Below are 17,396 nucleotides of genomic sequence, written 5' to 3'. Positions count from 1 at the left end.
CGCCGAAGGCAAAACCAAACGCGACATCATTCGCTGCCTCAAACGAGCCGTCGCCCGCGAAATGTTCCAACTCCTCACCCACAAAACCACCGCTTGACACTCATAGGAGCATCACATGCGGCGAAGCCGCTAGATCTCGACGCTGGTTTCCTCGGCGAAGGTCCTGAACTCGGTGGCGTCGTCGGCCATCTCGGTGAGCCGTCCGTAGAAGATCCCGCGGGCCTGCTCGGCGACGATTGCCTGATGGATGGGGAAGGCGGCACGCGGCGCCACCGCGCGCAGGAAATCGACCGTTTCGGAAATCTTCGACCAGGGCGCTGCAGCGGGGATCGCGAGCACGTCCACCTTCTGCTCGGGGACGAACAGGGAGTCGCCGGGGTGGAACAACTGCGCAGGATTCTCCGGAGTACCGAGCAGGTAGCCGGTGTTGTCGATCGTGGGTAGCTCGGGATGGATCACCGCATGCGTTCCGCCCACACCTGTCACCTGAATCCCGCCGACTGTGAAGACGTCGCCCGCGTTCGTCGTGGTCCAGCGCTCGCCGAGCTGCGAGGCCGTCATCGGATCGGCATAGAGCTGCGCGCTCGGGTTTGCCTGCAGCAGCGCAGGCAGACGTTCGAGATCGACGTGATCCGGGTGCTGGTGCGTGATCAGGATGGCGTCGAGTCCGGTGATGCCCTCGAAACCGTGCGAGAAATTGCCCGGATCGAGGAGCACCGTGGTGCCGTTCAGCTCGACGAGTACACAGGAGTGTCCGAAGTGGGTCAGTCGCATATTTCCCACAGTAAGCGCAGTTTCGCGCCTGCACGAGGTACTGCGTAGACTCTCCACCTGCCGGTACCTATATCTCGAGGAGCTCCCACGTGGCCCGTGTTGTTGTCGACGTCATGCCCAAGGCCGAAATTCTCGACCCGCAGGGTCAGGCCATCGCAGGTGCGCTCGGACGTCTCGGCGTGGCCGGAGTGTCCGATGTCCGCCAGGGCAAGCGATTCGAGCTCGAGGTCGACGACAGTGTCGACGACGCCGAACTCGAAAAGATCGCCGAGTCCCTGCTCGCCAATACGGTGATCGAGGACTGGAAGGTAACCCGACTCTCATGAGTGCGCCCAGCTCGACTGCCCGCGTCGGCGTCATCACCTTCCCCGGCACCCTCGACGACGTCGACGCCTCCCGCGCCATCACCCTCGCCGGCGGTGAGGCCGTCAGCCTGTGGCACGCCGACGCCGACCTTCGCGGCGTCGACGCCATCGTCGTACCCGGCGGGTTCTCGTACGGCGACTACCTCCGCGCCGGCGCCATCGCCCGGTTCGCTCCGGTGATGGAATCGGTGGTGAAAGCAGCCGAGGGCGGCATGCCCGTGCTCGGTATCTGCAACGGATTCCAGGTGCTGTGCGAGGTCGGTCTGCTTCCCGGTGCGTTGACGCGCAACGAGGCCCTGCATTTCGTGTGCCGTGACCAGTGGCTGAAGGTGGAGAACACCGAGACCGCGTGGTCCTCGCGGTACGAGGCCGGCGCCGAGATCCTCATCCCTGTCAAGAACGCCGAGGGCCGTTTCCAGGCTTCGGAGAAGGTGCTCGACGAACTCGAGGGCGAGGGCCGCGTGGTGTTCCGCTACAGCGGATCCAACCCCAACGGTTCCCAGCGCGAGATCGCCGGCATCTCCTCGCCCAACGGACGTGTCGTCGGGCTCATGCCGCACCCCGAGCACGCCACCGAAGCGCTCACCGGACCGAGCGACGACGGACTCGGCATCTTCTACTCGGCACTGGACGCGATCGTCTCGGCGTAAATTGTCGGTGGCCGGCGCTACTCTGCAGCCATGACACTGACACTTGGCATGATCACGATGGATTCCGTGGACCCGGGACCGCTCGCGCGGTGGTGGGCCGAGCAGGTCGGCGCAGAGATCGTCGAGGAGAACGAGGGCTGGTTCTACGTCCTCGCACTCGACTCTGCGCCGTACCGGTTTGCGTTTCAAAAGATCGACGATCCGACGCCCGGCAAGAACCGCGTCCACTTGGACCTTACGACCGCGGACCTCAGTGGTGAGGTAACTCGGCTGGTCCAGGCGGGCGCCAGCGAGGTAGCCCGGCACACGATGGGCGATTTCGAATGGGTCACCCTGGCCGACCCGGACGGCAACGTCTTCTGTGTGGCAGGAGCGCACTAAGCCTCACGATCAGCGAGCTCGAGGAGCGTGTCTGCGAGGATTCCTTTCGGCGTGATGGTGTGCTGGGCGGAGACCTGGCAGAACTCGCCATCCCTCCAGAAGTACACCTCGCGGGAGAGTGGGTTCGGTGTGTTCTTCGATAGCGTGTCCGCGAGGCCGACCAGGAGTTCGATTGCCCGCACCGCTTCGACGACGTCGAGTGGACGGTAGTAGTCGATCTCGTACGCGCTGGGAATGGCAAACAGAACACCGAACGGCGCTTCTCCCAGATGGTTCGTGATCAGGGTGGGCATGTCCGCAATTTTCGACGCCAAATAGATCGAGTTGCCGCGCTGCACCTCGATGGCTATACCATCCTTGACCATGCTTTCGCAGGTGTCGAACGCCACCGCACCGGTGTGTTCGCGGCCGAATGCCCACGCGGCCTCCATGTCTCGATTCTTCAGATATCGATCCGACAGCGTCAGTGCGAGGTCCGGAAACGTCAGGTTGAGCACCCGCCGCGGCGAATCCGGTGTGTCCAGAAGAGGTTGGGAGTATTCGTACTCGTCAATCCTGTGCAGGGCACCCAGGGGAACGACGCGCTCGCGGAGCCGCATGTAGAACTCCTCGTCGGGAAGGCCAAGCAGGTAGTCCGGGTCGCTGTGCTTCTGTGACTCCAGAACGATCGTCACATGCGTTTCGATGATGTCGTCCCAATGCTGGCGTTGTGCGTTTCGACACCGTTCGACCAGGTTGTCCAAGGCAATGTAGCCATCGGTGCCGGCCCTCAAGGTCCTCGCGTCGACCTTCGACACCTCGACTCCGTGTCGTTCGAACGCGGCTATCACCTTCATCCGGACAATCGCGATTGCTGTTGCGTGCGAGGCCTGCTCGGCCAAGGTCGATTCGAATTTCACTGTTCCCCCAAGGTTCTGTGCACTGCTTGAATGCTCCTTGGTCTGTTCGACGCAATTGCTGACACAATGGTTCCCATGTCGTCCAGAGCTTCTGTGTCCACTGCGTCTGCTACCGGTCTGTGCAACTTCATCGATGTCTCGCCGTCGCCTTTTCATGTGTGCCGGACAGTGTCGGTACAGCTCGAGGAAGTCGGCTTCGTGCGTGTCGACGAGCGGGATGCGTGGCCGACCGAGGCCGGGCGTTACTACCTCATTCGCGGCGGATCTCTCGTCGCGTGGAGCACCGAGAGCGAGGGCCCGTTCCGCATCGTCGGCGGTCATACCGACAGTCCCAACCTTCGCGTCAAGCAACATCCCGATCTCGAGTCCGCAGGGTGGCAGATGGTCGGGCTCGAACCCTACGGCGGTGCGTGGCTCAACTCGTGGCTCGACCGCGACCTCGGCGTTTCCGGCAGGCTGAGTGTCAAGGACGGCAACACAATTGGTGAGGTTCTCGTCAAAGTCGACGAACCGATTCTGCGTGTGCCTCAACTTGCTATCCACCTGTCCGAGGACCGCAAGGGCGTCACCCTCGATCCGCAGCGTCACGTCAATGCTGTGTGGGGTGTGGGTAATTCGCCGCGATCGTTCATCTCGTTCGTGGCCGAGCGGGAAGGCGTCGACCCTACGGCGGTGCTCGGATGGGAGCTGATGACACACGATTTGGCTCCCAGTGCAGTGGTCGGGGTGGAGTCGGAACTGATCAGTGCGCCGCGCTTGGACAACCAGGGCACCTGTTACGCCGGAACCCAGGCATTGATTGCGGCAGTGCAGAATCCGACGGACTTCACTCCTGTTCTCGCGCTGTTCGACCACGAGGAGGTCGGCAGCATGTCCGACCGGGGAGCCTTCTCGGATCTGCTGAGCACCGTGCTCGAACGCATCGTGCTCGGACGAGGCGGTGGGCGTGAAGACTTCCTACGGACCATGGCCGGTTCCATCTGCGCCTCGGGCGACATGGCCCATGCGACGCATCCCAACTACCCCGACCGGCACGAGCCTGCGCATCGCATCGAACTCGGCGGAGGGCCGGTGCTCAAGGTCAACCAGAATCTGCGTTACGCGACCGACTCGGTCGGTGCCGGGGCGTTCGCGGTGGCGTGCGAGCAGGCCGGTGTACCGCTGCAGCGCTACGTCCATCGAGCCGATCTGCCCTGCGGATCGACCATCGGTCCCATCACGGCGTCGCGGACGGGCTTGTCGACGGTCGACGTCGGGGCCGCTCAGCTCGCTATGCACTCCTCCCGCGAGCTCATGGGCGCCTCGGATATCGAGGCCTACGCCGACGCGCTGGCGGCCTTCCTGATGCCCTCCGGGCCGGTGTCGATGTAGGCGCACGGCGCGGAGTGGAGAAAGCGCACGATAGACTCTCACTGGCATTTCGCTCCAGGAAGGGACCCCACTCCTCGTGTCCGCTCACTCTGTCCACACCGATACAGTTTCAGCCGCAGCCTCCACTCCGGATGTGACGCAGCCGTACAAAGAACTCGGACTCAAGGACGACGAGTACGCCCGCATCAAGGAGATCCTCGGCCGTCGGCCCACCGACGCCGAGCTCGCGATGTACTCGGTCATGTGGAGCGAACACTGCTCCTACAAGTCCTCAAAGGTGCACCTGAAGTACTTCGGTGAGACCACCACGGATGAGATGCGCTCCTCCATGCTCGCGGGCATCGGCGAGAACGCCGGCGTCGTGGACGTCGGCGACGGCTGGGCGGTCACGTTCAAGGTCGAGAGCCACAACCACCCGTCCTATGTCGAGCCGTATCAGGGTGCCGCCACAGGCGTCGGCGGCATCGTCCGCGACATCATGGCGATGGGCGCACGCCCCATTGCCGTCATGGACCAGCTGCGTTTCGGCGCCGCGGACGCACCCGATACACGCCGAGTTCTGAGCGGCATAGTCTCGGGCGTCGGTGGCTACGGAAACTCCCTGGGCCTCCCCAACGTCGGCGGCGAAACGGTGTTCGACGCCTCGTACGCGGGCAACCCGCTCCTCAACGCCCTTTGTGCCGGGGTCATGCGTGTCGAGGACATGCACCTGGCGTTCGCCTCGGGCGTGGGAAACAAGATCATCCTGTTCGGAGCGCGTACCGGTCTCGACGGCATCGGCGGTGTGTCGGTGTTGGCTTCGGAGACGTTCGACGGTGACGAGACCGGTGGAGGCAGGAAGAAGCTTCCGGCGGTGCAGGTTGGCGACCCGTTCGCGGAGAAGGTACTCATCGAAGCTTGCCTCGAGCTGTATGCGGCCAAGTTGGTCGTCGGCATTCAGGATCTTGGTGGTGCCGGATTGTCCTGCGCTACATCCGAACTCGCATCGGCCGGTAGCGGCGGCATGCATATCGCGCTGGAGCAGGTCCCGATGCGCGCCACCGGGATGACGCCGGCCGAGGTGCTCTCGAGCGAATCGCAGGAGCGCATGTGCGCCGTCGTGACACCCGAGAACGTCGAGGCGTTCATGGCCGTGTGCAAGAAGTGGGATGTCCTCGCTACCGTGATCGGTGAGGTCACCGACGGCGACAACCTCGAGATCACCTGGCACGGCGAGACAGTGGTCGACGTGCCGCCGAAGACCGTCGCGCACGACGGGCCGGTTTACTCGCGCCCGGTGCAGCGTCCGGCCACCCAGGACGCGTTGGTCGCGAACACCACCGCCTCGCTGAAGCGTCCGGAGACCGCCGACGAACTGAAGGCGACGCTGCTGAAGATGATCGGCTCGCCGCAGCTGTGCAGCCGCCGATTCATCACAGAGCAGTACGACCGCTACGTCCGCGGCAACACGGTCCTGGCCGAGAACGCCGACGCCGGAGTAATTCGCATCGACGAGCAGACGGGACGCGGTATCGCGCTCGCTACCGATGCGTCCGGTCGCTACACCGCGCTCGATCCGTACCGGGGCGCTCAGCTCGCTCTCGCGGAGGCTTTCCGCAACGTTGCAGTCACCGGCGCAACGCCGAAAGCGGTGACCAACTGCCTCAACTTCGGTTCTCCCGAGGACCCGGGCGTGATGTGGCAGTTCCAGCAGGCCGTTCGCGGTCTCGCCGACGGCTGCGTCACCCTCGGCATTCCGGTCACCGGTGGCAACGTCAGCTTCTACAATCAGACCGGCTCCGAACCGATCCTGCCGACGCCCGTCGTCGGCGTTCTGGGCGTCATCGACGATGTGCACCGCCGCATCCCGACGGGCCTCGGGCTCGAGCCCGGCGAGACGCTGATCCTGCTCGGCGAGACCCGCGACGAGTTGGACGGTTCCATCTGGGCTCAGGTCGAGCACGACCACCTCGGCGGTGTCCCGCCGGAGGTCGACCTCGCTCGCGAACAGCTGCTCGCCGATATTCTGCTCGCGGGTTCGCGTGACGGGCTGGTCAGTGCTGCGCACGACCTGTCCGAGGGCGGACTTGCGCAGGCTGTCGTCGAGGCGGCACTGGCCGGCGAAACAGGATGCCGCATCCTGCTTCCCGAGGGTGCCGATCCGTTCGTCGCCCTGTTCTCCGAATCGTCGGCGCGAGTGCTGGTCGCGGTGCCGCGCACCGAGGAGACCCGCTTCACCAGCATGTGCACGGCACGTGGACTGCCGTGGACGCGCATCGGCGTGGTCGACGAAGGCGCAGACGACATCGAGATTCAGGGACAGTTCTCGGTCTCGCTGGCCGAGCTTCGTGAGACCTTCGAGGCCACTCTTCCCAGGCTTTTCGGGTAGGGCAGTGTCCAGGGGAGAGCTATCGGAGGCGCCACAGAGCAGAGTCGAACGCGAGCACACGCACTATCGGCTTCCGGTCGAGTTTTCGGTGCCTTCCCCGGACAAGCATCCCTTCGTCATGTGGATGTGGGGGCTGCTTCGGCTGGACTTCACCGGCATCGTGTTCGGGGCGCTGTTCTTCTGCTGGTCGTTGACTCCGTCGCTGCTTCCCCGCGACTGGCTCTTCCAAGGGTTGATCGGGGGCATCAACGCCGCCATCGGATACGGCGTCGGCGTCGCGGTGTACTGGGTCGTCTACCGGTTGTTCCTCGCAGGAAAGCCGTGGTGGCCGCCCCCGCGTCGCGTCGAAATAGTGGTCAAGATCGCCGTCCCGGTGATCGCAGGTCTGACTGTGCTGTACATGCTGTATCTGTCGGCGGGGTGGCAGCGCGAGTTGGCCGCGCTGATGGACGCGGAGGGAACGACCACGACCGGGTACTTCCGGACCGGGGCGCTCAGCATCGCCGTCGGCGCACTTCTGATCTCCACCTGGCGTGTTCTTCGTGACCTGGTGCGTCTGGTGGCGCGGCAGGTCAACCGCATCGTCAAGATGCCTCGCGAGGTCGCCAACGTCATCGGCGTGATCATCGTGGTGGTGCTCGTGATCGCGCTGGTGCAGGGCGTGCTGTTGCGCGGATTGTCCAACGTCGTCAACTCGGCATTCAGCTTGCAGAACAACGAGACTCGGGTGCGAGTCGAGCAACCTCTGATCCCGGAGCGGTCGGGCAGCCCGGAGTCGTTGGCGCCGTGGGACACCCTCGGGTTCGAGGGCCGCAATTTCGTCGCGGGTGGGCTGAGCGCCGAGGAGATCTCCGAGGGACTCGACAGGCCCGCGCGCGAACCGATCCGCGCGTACGCAGGTCTCGAGACCGCGGCGACGCAGGACGGGCGTCTCGACATCGTTGTCGCGGAACTCGAACGTACCGGCGCGTTCGAGCGGGCGGCACTCGTGGTGGTCCCGACCACCGGAACGGGTTGGGTCAACCCCACCGCGATCACGGCCGAGGAGTTGCTGTTCGCGGGCGATGTCGCCACCGTGGCCACCCAGTACTCCTATCTACCGAGTTGGATTTCTTTTCTCGCCGAGCGCGAGAAGGCAGCAGTAGCGGGCAAGGCACTCATCGACCGGGTCCGGGAGCGGTGGCTGCAGGAACCGGAGCAGACCCGGCCCAAGCTCTACATCTACGGAGAGAGCCTGGGAGTGCAGGCGGGTGAGGGCGCGTTCGACGGGCTTGCCGAGATACGCGAGAGTGTCGACGGTGTCCTCTGGGTGGGTCCACCGAATGCAAACCGGCTGTGGTCGCAGTTCGTGACGCGCCGCGATCCCGGCACGCCCGAGGTGCGACCGGTCTACGCGGACGGGTTGGTCGTTCGATTCGCCGACAACGCCAGCATGATCCCACCAGCGGACCAGCCGTGGCTCTACCCGCGTGTGCTGTACGTCCAGCACGCATCCGATCCGGTGGTGTGGTTGTCGCCCGACCTGCTGTTCGAGAGGCCGGACTGGTTGTCCGAGCCGCCGGGGCCGGATCGTCTGCCGGACATGCGTTGGTTCCCGATCGTCACGTTCTGGCAGGTCGCAGCCGATCTGACCAATGCTGCGGGCGTCCCGGACGGCCACGGCCACAACTACGGAACGCTCGTACTCGATGGTTGGGTCGCGATCGCCGCCCCCGAGGGATGGACCGAGGAGGACACCGCACGGGCGCGCGGGGTGATGGAGCAGTACGCGGGCAGGGACGGTCCCGAGAAATGAAGCCACTCGTTCTGGGTGCGATCACCACGGCGTGGAGCACTGCAATCGTCCCCGCTCTGGACTTGCCGCCGCGTCGACGAGCCCTGCTGAACGCTGCCCTCGGGATCGGTGTGGTGAGCGTGAGCGGGTTCGGCGCGTCGGGTCAGAGTCTCGAGCAACTCGGGTTGACGAGGTGGGGCAGCGGACTTCGCTGGGGCGCCGGCGCGGCCGCGGTCCCGATCATGGGAGCGGTGTTCGTCGCTGCCGTTCCCGCCCTGTCCGAGCGGGTGCGTCCGTCGGACGCGGCTCCGGCCGAATGGGTGCTCTTCCACATTCCGGTCGGCACGGTGATCACCGAGGAGCTGAGCTTTCGCGGTTTGTTCGACGCTCTCGCGCCGGGACTTTCGCCCCTCTTCTTCGGCCTCTGGCACATCCGCCCGGCACGCGCGGCCGGGGATTCGGTCGTCGGCACTGTCATCGGTACCGCCGCCGCAGGAATGGTGTTCTCGTGGCTGCGGCGCCGCAGTGGCAGTGTGCTGGCACCTGCGCTCGCGCATTTCGCTCTCAACGCATCAGGTGCGATGCTCGCCGCTCGCGCGTCGCGGACGTTCTAGTCTGGGCGGCATGGCCCCGAGTAAGACTGTGACCCCCGAGCAGGTCAGGACCGCCGTGCTGGCCGTCGTCGACTGGGTGCGCGACGGCTCCGTCGACAAGCCCCCGCGGGCCGCGCTCGCCGATGCGGTCCGCGCTACCGCCCGCACGCTTGCCCAGGTGGCGCCGGGATCGTCCGTCGAGGTGCGTATCCCTCCGTTCGTCGCGGTCCAGTGCATCACCGGCCCACGTCACACACGCGGGACGCCGCCGAACGTCGTGGAGACCGACGCCCGGACCTGGCTCGAGGTTGCCACCGGTCTTCGGCAGTTCGAGGACGCCCTTGCTGACGGTTCCATCACCGCCTCGGGAAGCCGGGCGAGCGAAGTGGCTCATTGGCTGCCGATCGTCGGAACGTGAGCCTGTAGGTGAACGGAGAATGGACGGCACAGGGGTGGCAACTTTCCTGCGATGCGTGCTCTGCAAGCGTTGGCCCGTAGACTGGGCTACGCCCCTCAATCCGTCCCTCAAGGGAGCAGTGCTGTGACCTCTGCCGAGTCGTCGGTCGATAGTCCAAATTCTCCGGTAGGCAACGAGCTCGACGTACCCGAAAACGAACCTCGGGAGGAGTGCGGAGTCTTCGGCGTGTGGGCGCCGGGAGAAGATGTAGCCAAGCTCTCTTACTACGGCCTCTATGCGCTGCAACACAGGGGACAGGAAGCTGCGGGCATCGCCGTCTCGGACGGTTCGCAGGTGCTGGTGTTCAAAGATCTCGGTCTGGTCAGCCAGGTGTTCGACGAGCAGACTCTCGGCGCGATGCCGGGCCACGTCGCCATCGGACACTGCCGATACTCGACCAGCGGGTCGGTCATCTGGGAGAACGCCCAGCCGATCTTCCGGACGACCACTGCGGGTACCGGTATCGCGCTCGGTCACAACGGCAATCTCGTCAACTTCGCCGAGCTTGCGACCCGGGCCCGTGAAGAGGGGCTCATCAGCGATCGGCTGCAGGGCAACGGCACGTCGGATTCGGACGTGATCACCGCGCTCATGGCGCACAAGGCCGCCGACCGGACCATCGAGCAGGCCGCGATGGAGCTGCTGCCCACGTTGAAGGGCGCGTTCTGTCTGACATTCATGGACGAACACACGCTGTACGCGGCGCGGGATCCGCACGGCATCCGTCCGCTTTCGCTCGGCCGTCTCGATCGTGGCTGGGTGGTGGCCAGTGAGACCGCCGCGCTGGATATCGTCGGCGCCGCGTTCGTGCGGGACATCGAGCCGGGGGAGCTGTTGGCCATCGACGCCGACGGGGTCCGTTCCTCGCGTTTCGCTGCGCCCGAGCCGAAGGGTTGCGTGTTCGAGTACGTCTACCTCGCCCGACCGGACAGTGTCATCGGGGGCCGTTCGGTCCACTCCACGCGAGTGGAGATCGGTCGCCGTCTCGCGCTGGAGCACCCCGCCGAAGGCGACCTGGTCATTCCTGTCCCCGAGTCGGGAACACCGGCGGCCGTCGGCTACGCCCAGGGATCCGGCATTCCGTACGGCCAGGGCCTGATGAAGAACGCGTACGTCGGGCGCACGTTCATTCAACCCTCGCAGACCATCCGTCAGCTCGGTATTCGTCTCAAGCTCAACCCTCTCAAAGAGGTCATTCGCGGCAAACGGCTGATCGTGGTGGACGATTCGATCGTGCGCGGAAACACACAGCGTGCGCTCATTCGGATGCTGCGTGAAGCCGGAGCGCTCGAGATCCACGTACGTATCGCGTCGCCGCCGGTCCGGTGGCCGTGCTTCTACGGTATCGACTTCGCCTCGCCCGCGGAGTTGATCGCCAACGGCGTCGACTCGGAGGACGGCATCCTCGAAGGTGTGCGTCAAGCAATCGGTGCCGACTCGCTCGGGTACATCTCCACCGAGGGCATGATCGCCGCCTCCGAGCAGCCCGAAACCCGGCTGTGCACAGCATGTTTCACCGGCAAGTACCCGATCGATCTGCCTGCCGACAACGCGTTGGGCAAGCACGTACTCGAGGGCATGCTGGCGACGGCTGCGGGTCAGACGACCGATTCGATCAACGCCAACGTGAGTGCGCTCAGTCGCCCGTAGGCGCTGACGCGCATGTGAGCGGAAATACATAGCAGGTCACGTATTTTCACTCACATGCGCGAAGCGCCTACGGTGTGTGCCCAGGGCTGGAGCGCTCCGGTACCGTTAGAGCGCAATTGCGTGCATTGCCACGCAGCGTCGATACGAGTACAAGGCTGGAGCCGCATGACCGAGGAATCCCGAGCAACGAGCGCAACATCCTCGGGTGGTGCTTCCTACGCCTCGGCGGGCGTCGACATCGCCGCAGGTGACCGGGCAGTCGAATTGTTCGCCCCGCTTGCGAAGAAGGCCAGTCGACCCGAGGTGATGGGCGGTCTCGGCGGATTCGCAGGCCTCTTCGCCCTCAAGGGCGACTACCGCGAACCGATTCTCGCCGCGTCCACCGACGGCGTGGGCACCAAGGTCGCCGTCGCGCAGGCACTCGGCAAACACGACACGCTCGGACTCGATCTCGTCGCGATGGTCGTCGACGACCTCGTCGTGTGCGGCGCAGAACCACTGTTCCTGCAGGACTACATCGCAGTTGGCCGCGTGGTGCCCGAGATGGTCGCCGAGCTCGTCAAGGGCATCGCCGACGGCTGCGTCATCGCCGGCTGTGCGCTGCTCGGCGGTGAAACGGCAGAGCATCCCGGACTGATGGCCGACGGTGACTATGACCTCTCCGCCACCGGCGTCGGTGTCGTCGAAGCCGATGCGGTTCTCGGTCCGGACCGGGTGCGCCCCGGCGATGTCGTCATCGGCATGGGATCGTCGGGCCTGCATTCCAACGGCTACTCGCTGGCTCGCAAGGTGTTGCTCGAGATCAACCACATGGACCTCGGTGGGCACGTGGAAGAGTTCGGACGCACCCTCGGCGAGGAGCTGCTCGAACCGACCAAGATCTACGCCAAGGACTGCCTCGCGCTCGCCGCCGAAACGGACGTGCGGACCTTCTGCCACGTGACCGGTGGTGGACTGGCCAACAACCTGGGCCGCGTGATGCCTGCTGGCCTCGTCGCGGAACTCGATCGCGCTACGTGGAGCCCGGCACCGGTCTTCTCGCTCATCGCTCAGCGTGGCCGCGTGGAGCGAGCGGAGATGGAGCAGACGTTCAACATGGGTGTCGGCATGGTCGCCATCGTTGCGCCCGAGGACGTGGACCGCGCGCTGGCAGTGCTGACGGCACGCCACATCGACTGCTGGACCCTGGGAACGGTGAAGAAGTCGACCGATAAGGCCGCCAACGTCGAGCGCGCCGTGCTGCTGGGAAATCACCCGCGCTTCTGAGGTATACGAACAAGTGAGGGGGAGCCGCGTCGCGGCTCCCCCTCACTTGTGTATAACGATGGTCAGCGTCGCCAGTCCTCGTATTCGTCTTCCTCGACGCGGGTGTAGCCGTCCGCATCCGAAGAGGAGATGCCGCCCGAGGTGATACCGCCACGGTGGGAGTTGGACGAACCACCGGAGAGCTCTCTCTGCAGAGACTCCAAGTCCGTTGACGGCGAGCTGTATTTGAGCTCACGAGCGACCTTTGTCTGCTTTGCCTTAGCCCTGCCTCGGCCCATGGCGTTGCCCCCTCGCGGACTTGCGGGGCGGCCTGGGGAAATTTGGGCGCCCCGTTAGATTTGGTATTTCTTCCTGGACCACACTCTAGCGCGCGAATCGCTTCGATGCGCATACGGACTCCGTGTGGCGACTGTTTGCTTGGTCTCGAGCCGCCAGTCGAGGGGCGCGACCTGCGCAAATGTTCTGAGTCCGGGTAATGATCTACTTTGCGACGGGAACGCGTAGGGCCGCCTCGGCCTCGCGTGTGACCTTCTTCGGCAGATCGGGGAGCGAGAGGAGTTGCGCGAGGCCGGCGTGGTTTCTTCCGTGGAAGAGGTCTCGGACGGTGGCGCCGTGGGAGGGGATACCTTCCACCACGATGCGATCGCCCCGCCTCAGCGTTCCGGGCTCGATCACTCGGAGGTAGGCGCCCACATCGCCGCGCTCGGCGAACCGCTTGACCCACCGGGGTTCGTCGACCCACTTGGCGAAGGTCCGGCAGGGCCGCCGAGGGATCGTGACCTCGAGGACCGCCGACCCGACTCGCCACCGTGATCCGATCACGGCGTCCGTGACCGCGACGCCCGTCGTTCGGAGATTCTCGCCGAACCATCCGGCGGAGATGTCGTGACCCAGCTCCGACGCCCACCGCACGGCCTCGGCGTCGTCGTAGGCATACACGGCCTGGTCGCTGCCACCGTGGAACGTGGTGTCCGAGCTGTGATCGCCCGCCAAGCCGAGTTCACCGACATCGACGGGTCCGTCCACGGGGCGCTTGTCGATCGCGCTGTCGACGACACCCCGGCGTCCGAGGGGGACGATGGTGTGGACGACGCATACGGCCTCCACGCGTCCGCTGTCTGTCATCGCCCTTTGAGGCGGTCGATGGCGGCGCGACCGGCCTGGACGTCGTCGTAGTCGGGTACCGAGTCCGGATCGATCGACGCGGCGCAGGGGCCCGCGACGAGCTCGGTGTCGACCGGGATGGTGCGCTTGAGAAGCGCCAGGGCAATGGGGCCCAGTTCGAAGTGGTCGACGACGGTGCCGAGGCGGCCGACGGTTCGCCCCCCGGCGGTCACCGTCTCGCCCGTCTCGGGACGGCCATCTGCGGAGCCGTCGAGATGCAGCAGTACGAGGTGGCGCGGCGGACGGCCCAGGTTGTGCACCCGCGCTACGGTCTCCTGCCCGCGGTAGCAGCCCTTTTCCAGGTGCACGGCACCCGACTCCGAGACGCCGCCGATCCAACGGACCTCGTGCGGGATGGTCTTGACGTCGGTGTCGACGCCGACACGCGGTCGGATCGACTCCACGCGCAGCGCCTCGTACGTCCATGTACCCGCGGGTACTGCACCGGCGTCACGGAGCCTGGTGAACCAGTCGACGAGCGCGGCCCGGGGAACCAGCAGATCGAAGGCGTGCGCACCCGGCCACGGCATCCGGCGGACGAAACCAGCGTCGATCGACCCCGTGTCGTCCAAGGACGCGGCGTCGTAGAACTTCTCTGGTGCGGGGGCGCCCGCGGCCTGCAGGATCGCCGACGATTCGGCTCCGAGCAGGCTGATCACGGCGAAGTCGGCTCGCTCACGCGGTTCGGCTTTGGACCAGAACACCATCTTCTGGAGGAACGCCAGCAGGGCGGGGCCGGATGCGGCCTCGGTGTCGATCCACGTGACACCGCCGATATCGGTCTGCACGAAGTGATGTTCGACGCGTCCGTTGATATCGAGTGACAAGTTCTCCGCGGATGTGCCGTCGGGAAGGTCTTTCACGCGTTGACTGGAGATGGTGTCGAGCCAGGTGAGTCGTTCTTCGCCGGTGATCGCGAAGACGAAGCGATTCGATCTGTCGATGACAGCGGCTTGTGCGACGGCCCCGCGTTGCTCTCCGAACGGGTTGCCGTAATGCCAGGCCACGCCGCTATCGGGTGATTCCTCGGGTGACGGTACTGCGCCGGGAAGGGTGAGAAGGGGACTCGAATTGCTGTCGATGGAATCGGACACAAACCCCATCCTAGAAGCATCGAGGCAGGAGCGGAGCCCGCGGAGTGACTCATCGATAACTGAGCGGAGCCTGCGGAGTGACCCATCGACACCTGAGCGGAGCCTGCGGAGGGGACTGGATAGGGTTGTCTTCCATGTCAGCGTGCGTAGTAGTGACCCTCGACGGGAAGGTTCACGACCCCGATCAGCCGCTTCTGTGCGCCGATGACCTTGCTGCTGTTCGCGGTGACGGGGCCTTCGAAACCCTCCTGGTGCGCGGTGGAGCGCCCTGTGGGGTCGAGCTTCATCTCGCTCGGTTGGCGGTGTCGGCCGCGGCGATGGACCTTCCGGTTCCCGACGCCGACCAGTGGCGTCTGGTCATCGGGCTTGCTGTGGACGAGTGGACGCGTGTCTCGGCAGGGGAAGGTGTGCTGAGGTTGGTGCTCGGTCGGGGTCGCGAGGGCGGTGGTGCGCCGACGGCGTATGCCACTGTCGGTCCGGTGCACGAGCGGGTCGCGCGGGCGCGGGCGGAGGGCGTATCTGCGATCACGCTGGACCGGGGGTATTCGGTGGATCTCGCGGCGCGCGCGCCGTGGCAGCTGTTGGGTGCCAAGACGCTGTCTTATGCCACGAATATGGCTGCGCTGAGGTACGCCGCGCGGCAGGGCGCCGATGAGGTGATCTACGTCAGCAGTGAGCGCAGGGTGCTCGAGGGTCCACGGTCGACGGTGGTGCTCTTGCGCGGTAAGACGCTTGTCACACCCCCGCCGGAGCAGGGCATCCTTGCCGGCACCACTGTCGGGGCTTTGTTCGATGTCGCCGAAGCTCGGGGCTACACCTGCGAGCGCGCGCCCCTGTTTCCAGCGGATCTCATTGTCGCAGAGAGCGTTTGGTTGGTATCGAGTATCACGCTGGCGGCCCGCGTGGTCGCGCTCGACGGGCTCGCATTGGGTGGGGCAAGCCGTGCCGACGAGATGCGATCGATGGTCGATATCGCGGTCGAGACCATCGGTGACGAGGCTCCCGAGGCTTGAGGTACTACCGCAGGTAGTAGTAGTGTCGGACTCGCTGCGGGATGGCTCCGTGCAGCGGTGACGTGCCGTTACCACCCCGGGGGCCGAAGAGGGCGGAGAAGTCATGGATACCCTGGACATCTCACGGTGGCAATTCGGTATCACTACCGTCTATCACTTCATTTTCGTTCCACTGACGATCGGCCTCGCGCCGCTCGTCGCAGCCATGCAGACCATGTGGGTCATCACCAAGAAGGACTCCTGGTACCGACTCACCAAGTTCTTCGGCAAGTTGTTCCTCATCAACTTCGCGCTCGGCGTCGCAACCGGAATCGTGCAGGAATTTCAGTTCGGCATGAACTGGAGCGAATACTCGCGTTTCGTCGGTGACGTCTTCGGCGCACCGCTCGCCTTGGAAGGACTCGTTGCCTTCTTCCTGGAGTCGACGTTCCTCGGGCTCTGGATCTTCGGTTGGGGCAGACTACCCAAACTCGTCCACCTTGCCACGATCTGGCTGGTGGCCATCGGAGTCAACGCCTCCGCGTACTTCATCATCGCCGCCAACTCGTGGATGCAGCACCCTGTCGGGGCGCGGTTCAACCCTGAGACCGGCCGAGCGGAACTGACGAGCATCTGGGAGTTGATGACCAACAACACGGCGCTGGCCGCATTCCCCCACGCAGTGGCCGGTGCTTTCCTCACCGCGGGCACGTTCGTCGCCGGAGTCTCGGGGTGGTGGATGGTGCGCGAGGCCCGAAGGGGTCGCGACGCGGACTCGCGCAGTATGTTCCGGCCGGCCGCACGCATGTCCTTCGTGGTCATGATCGTCGCAGGCGTCGCCCTCACTGTCACCGGTGACATTCAGGGCAAGCTCATGTTCGAGCAGCAACCGATGAAGATGGCCTCGGCAGAATCGTTGTGCGAAACAGAAACCGGGGCAGCGTTCTCGCTGTTGACCGTCGGGACGCACAACAACTGCGAGTCGGTGGTCCACCTGCTCTCGCTTCCCGGAGTGACCTCATTCCTCGCCGAGAACGATTTCGGCGCCACGGTCCAAGGTGTCAATGAGCTGCAGGAGCAGTACGAGCAACAATTCGGCCCCGGTAACTACAAACCCAACCTGTTCGTCACCTACTGGTCCTTCCGAATGATGATCGGACTCGCCGCCGGATCGGCATTGCTCGCAATCGTCGGTCTGTGGGTCACGAGGGGCGGACGAGTGCCGCACCAACGGTGGTTCTCGTGGCTCAGCCTCGCCGCGATCCCGACTCCGTTCCTGGCCAACAGCGCGGGGTGGATCTTCACCGAGATGGGCCGTCAGCCCTGGGTGGTCGCCCCCAACCTGGCCGGCGTCGATCAGATCAGACTCACCGTCGACCAGGGTGTGTCCGATCATCCGGTGGGGCTCGTGGTGGCCTCGCTCGTGACGTTCACCCTCATCTACGCTGCGCTCGGCGGTGTGTGGTTCTTCCTGCTCCGCCGCTACGTCATCGAGGGCCCACAAGAACACGACGCCCACCCGCCCGGCGACGACACATCCGATGAACCGGATGACGACGATGCGCCGAAACAACTTTCGTTCGCCTACTGAGGGAAGA

The 17,396-nt window shown here is 65.1% G+C and carries 17 protein-coding genes; 12 read left to right on the top strand and 5 right to left on the bottom strand.

The genetic code is table 11. From position 1 onward, the window contains the following. Nucleotides 1-129: 129 nt before the first annotated feature. Complete coding sequence (locus KVY23_RS23340) at nt 130-774, bottom strand: MBL fold metallo-hydrolase (protein ID WP_075841042.1); 645 nt, start codon at nt 772-774, stop codon at nt 130-132. Between the two features lie 89 nt (nt 775-863). On the opposite strand from KVY23_RS23340, the gene purS reads away from it, so the two are divergent. Genes purS through KVY23_RS23325 form a run of 3 tightly spaced genes read left to right on the top strand, consistent with a single transcriptional unit; the run spans nt 864 to nt 2,170 of the window. Then, nucleotides 864-1,100, top strand: coding sequence for a phosphoribosylformylglycinamidine synthase subunit PurS (gene purS, locus KVY23_RS23335; RefSeq protein WP_068370576.1), 237 nt, complete (start codon nt 864-866; stop codon nt 1,098-1,100). Continuing rightward, nucleotides 1,097-1,789, top strand: coding sequence for a phosphoribosylformylglycinamidine synthase subunit PurQ (gene purQ / locus KVY23_RS23330; protein ID WP_206510974.1), 693 nt, complete (start codon nt 1,097-1,099; stop codon nt 1,787-1,789). Before purS ends, purQ begins: the two co-directional genes overlap by 4 nt. 30 nt (nt 1,790-1,819) lie before the next feature. Next, nucleotides 1,820-2,170 (top strand): VOC family protein, encoded by a 351-nt coding sequence (locus KVY23_RS23325; protein ID WP_230558364.1) that lies wholly within the window; start codon nt 1,820-1,822, stop codon nt 2,168-2,170. Here KVY23_RS23325 and KVY23_RS23320 read toward each other — a convergent pair. Beyond that, nucleotides 2,167-3,069: a hypothetical protein gene (locus KVY23_RS23320; RefSeq protein ID WP_230558363.1), complete on the bottom strand. Its 903-nt coding sequence runs from the start codon at nt 3,067-3,069 to the stop codon at nt 2,167-2,169. The genes KVY23_RS23325 and KVY23_RS23320 overlap by 4 nt on opposite strands. A gap of 66 nt (nt 3,070-3,135) precedes the next feature. Here KVY23_RS23320 and KVY23_RS23315 point away from each other — a divergent pair, with 66 nt between their 5' ends. The 7 genes from KVY23_RS23315 (at nt 3,136) to purM (ending at nt 12,548) form a co-directional block, all read left to right on the top strand. After that, nucleotides 3,136-4,440 carry a M18 family aminopeptidase gene (locus tag KVY23_RS23315; RefSeq protein WP_230558367.1) on the top strand — a complete coding sequence of 435 codons (1,305 nt, stop codon included), beginning with the start codon at nt 3,136-3,138 and terminating at the stop codon, nt 4,438-4,440. A 76-nt stretch (nt 4,441-4,516) separates the two neighbouring features. Continuing rightward, entirely contained in the window at nt 4,517-6,808 is a 2,292-nt protein-coding gene (gene purL, locus KVY23_RS23310; RefSeq protein ID WP_230558362.1) for a phosphoribosylformylglycinamidine synthase subunit PurL, read from the top strand. A 118-nt stretch (nt 6,809-6,926) separates the two neighbouring features. Beyond that, complete coding sequence (locus KVY23_RS23305) at nt 6,927-8,603, top strand: alpha/beta-hydrolase family protein (protein ID WP_230558366.1); 1,677 nt, start codon at nt 6,927-6,929, stop codon at nt 8,601-8,603. Next, nucleotides 8,600-9,196: a CPBP family intramembrane glutamic endopeptidase gene (locus tag KVY23_RS23300; RefSeq protein WP_230558361.1), complete on the top strand. Its 597-nt coding sequence runs from the start codon at nt 8,600-8,602 to the stop codon at nt 9,194-9,196. Before KVY23_RS23305 ends, KVY23_RS23300 begins: the two co-directional genes overlap by 4 nt. A 10-nt stretch (nt 9,197-9,206) precedes the next feature. Then, nucleotides 9,207-9,593, top strand: a complete 387-nt coding sequence (locus tag KVY23_RS23295) for a sterol carrier family protein (RefSeq protein WP_206510970.1) — start codon at nt 9,207-9,209, stop codon at nt 9,591-9,593. Nucleotides 9,594-9,716: 123 nt separating this feature from the next. Beyond that, nucleotides 9,717-11,282 (top strand): amidophosphoribosyltransferase, encoded by a 1,566-nt coding sequence (gene purF, locus KVY23_RS23290; protein ID WP_230558360.1) that lies wholly within the window; start codon nt 9,717-9,719, stop codon nt 11,280-11,282. A gap of 165 nt (nt 11,283-11,447) precedes the next feature. Beyond that, nucleotides 11,448-12,548: a phosphoribosylformylglycinamidine cyclo-ligase gene (gene purM / locus KVY23_RS23285; RefSeq protein ID WP_206510968.1), complete on the top strand. Its 1,101-nt coding sequence runs from the start codon at nt 11,448-11,450 to the stop codon at nt 12,546-12,548. Between the two features lie 62 nt (nt 12,549-12,610). Here purM and KVY23_RS23280 read toward each other — a convergent pair whose 3' ends face one another. The 3 genes from KVY23_RS23280 to KVY23_RS23270 form a co-directional block, all read right to left on the bottom strand. Further along, nucleotides 12,611-12,826 (bottom strand): DUF3073 domain-containing protein, encoded by a 216-nt coding sequence (locus KVY23_RS23280; RefSeq protein ID WP_075841045.1) that lies wholly within the window; start codon nt 12,824-12,826, stop codon nt 12,611-12,613. 202 nt (nt 12,827-13,028) lie between these two features. Continuing rightward, nucleotides 13,029-13,673, bottom strand: a complete 645-nt coding sequence (locus tag KVY23_RS23275) for an MOSC domain-containing protein (protein WP_230558359.1) — start codon at nt 13,671-13,673, stop codon at nt 13,029-13,031. Beyond that, nucleotides 13,670-14,815, bottom strand: a complete 1,146-nt coding sequence (locus tag KVY23_RS23270) for a folate-binding protein YgfZ (protein WP_230558358.1) — start codon at nt 14,813-14,815, stop codon at nt 13,670-13,672. Before KVY23_RS23270 ends, KVY23_RS23275 begins: the two co-directional genes overlap by 4 nt. Before the next feature lie 125 nt (nt 14,816-14,940). Here KVY23_RS23270 and KVY23_RS23265 point away from each other — a divergent pair, with 125 nt between their 5' ends. Both KVY23_RS23265 and KVY23_RS23260 read left to right on the top strand, forming a co-directional pair. After that, nucleotides 14,941-15,819, top strand: a complete 879-nt coding sequence (locus KVY23_RS23265; protein ID WP_230558357.1) for an aminodeoxychorismate lyase — start codon at nt 14,941-14,943, stop codon at nt 15,817-15,819. Nucleotides 15,820-15,922: 103 nt separating this feature from the next. Continuing rightward, a complete protein-coding gene (locus tag KVY23_RS23260) occupies nt 15,923-17,389 on the top strand; it encodes a cytochrome ubiquinol oxidase subunit I (RefSeq protein ID WP_230558356.1) in 1,467 nt (488 codons plus the stop codon). Nucleotides 17,390-17,396: the final 7 nt, after the last annotated feature.

This window comes from Rhodococcus sp. I2R (genome assembly GCF_020889545.1).
In the GTDB taxonomy this organism is placed as follows: domain Bacteria; phylum Actinomycetota; class Actinomycetes; order Mycobacteriales; family Mycobacteriaceae; genus Rhodococcoides.
Note: the sequence above shows the minus strand (reverse complement) of the source record. Positions and strands in the feature narration are given on the sequence as shown.

Coding starts and splice junctions, on each gene's coding strand:
- KVY23_RS23340 (WP_075841042.1), bottom strand. CDS start 774: ATGCGACTGACCCACTTCGGACACTCCTGTGTACTCGTCGAGCTGAAC.
- purQ (WP_206510974.1), top strand. CDS start 1,097: ATGAGTGCGCCCAGCTCGACTGCCCGCGTCGGCGTCATCACCTTCCCC.
- KVY23_RS23325 (WP_230558364.1), top strand. CDS start 1,820: ATGACACTGACACTTGGCATGATCACGATGGATTCCGTGGACCCGGGA.
- KVY23_RS23315 (WP_230558367.1), top strand. CDS start 3,136: ATGGTTCCCATGTCGTCCAGAGCTTCTGTGTCCACTGCGTCTGCTACC.
- KVY23_RS23305 (WP_230558366.1), top strand. CDS start 6,927: ATGTGGATGTGGGGGCTGCTTCGGCTGGACTTCACCGGCATCGTGTTC.
- KVY23_RS23300 (WP_230558361.1), top strand. CDS start 8,600: ATGAAGCCACTCGTTCTGGGTGCGATCACCACGGCGTGGAGCACTGCA.
- KVY23_RS23295 (WP_206510970.1), top strand. CDS start 9,207: ATGGCCCCGAGTAAGACTGTGACCCCCGAGCAGGTCAGGACCGCCGTG.
- purM (WP_206510968.1), top strand. CDS start 11,448: ATGACCGAGGAATCCCGAGCAACGAGCGCAACATCCTCGGGTGGTGCT.
- KVY23_RS23280 (WP_075841045.1), bottom strand. CDS start 12,826: ATGGGCCGAGGCAGGGCTAAGGCAAAGCAGACAAAGGTCGCTCGTGAG.
- KVY23_RS23275 (WP_230558359.1), bottom strand. CDS start 13,673: ATGACAGACAGCGGACGCGTGGAGGCCGTATGCGTCGTCCACACCATC.
- KVY23_RS23270 (WP_230558358.1), bottom strand. CDS start 14,815: ATGGGGTTTGTGTCCGATTCCATCGACAGCAATTCGAGTCCCCTTCTC.
- KVY23_RS23265 (WP_230558357.1), top strand. CDS start 14,941: ATGTCAGCGTGCGTAGTAGTGACCCTCGACGGGAAGGTTCACGACCCC.
- KVY23_RS23260 (WP_230558356.1), top strand. CDS start 15,923: ATGGATACCCTGGACATCTCACGGTGGCAATTCGGTATCACTACCGTC.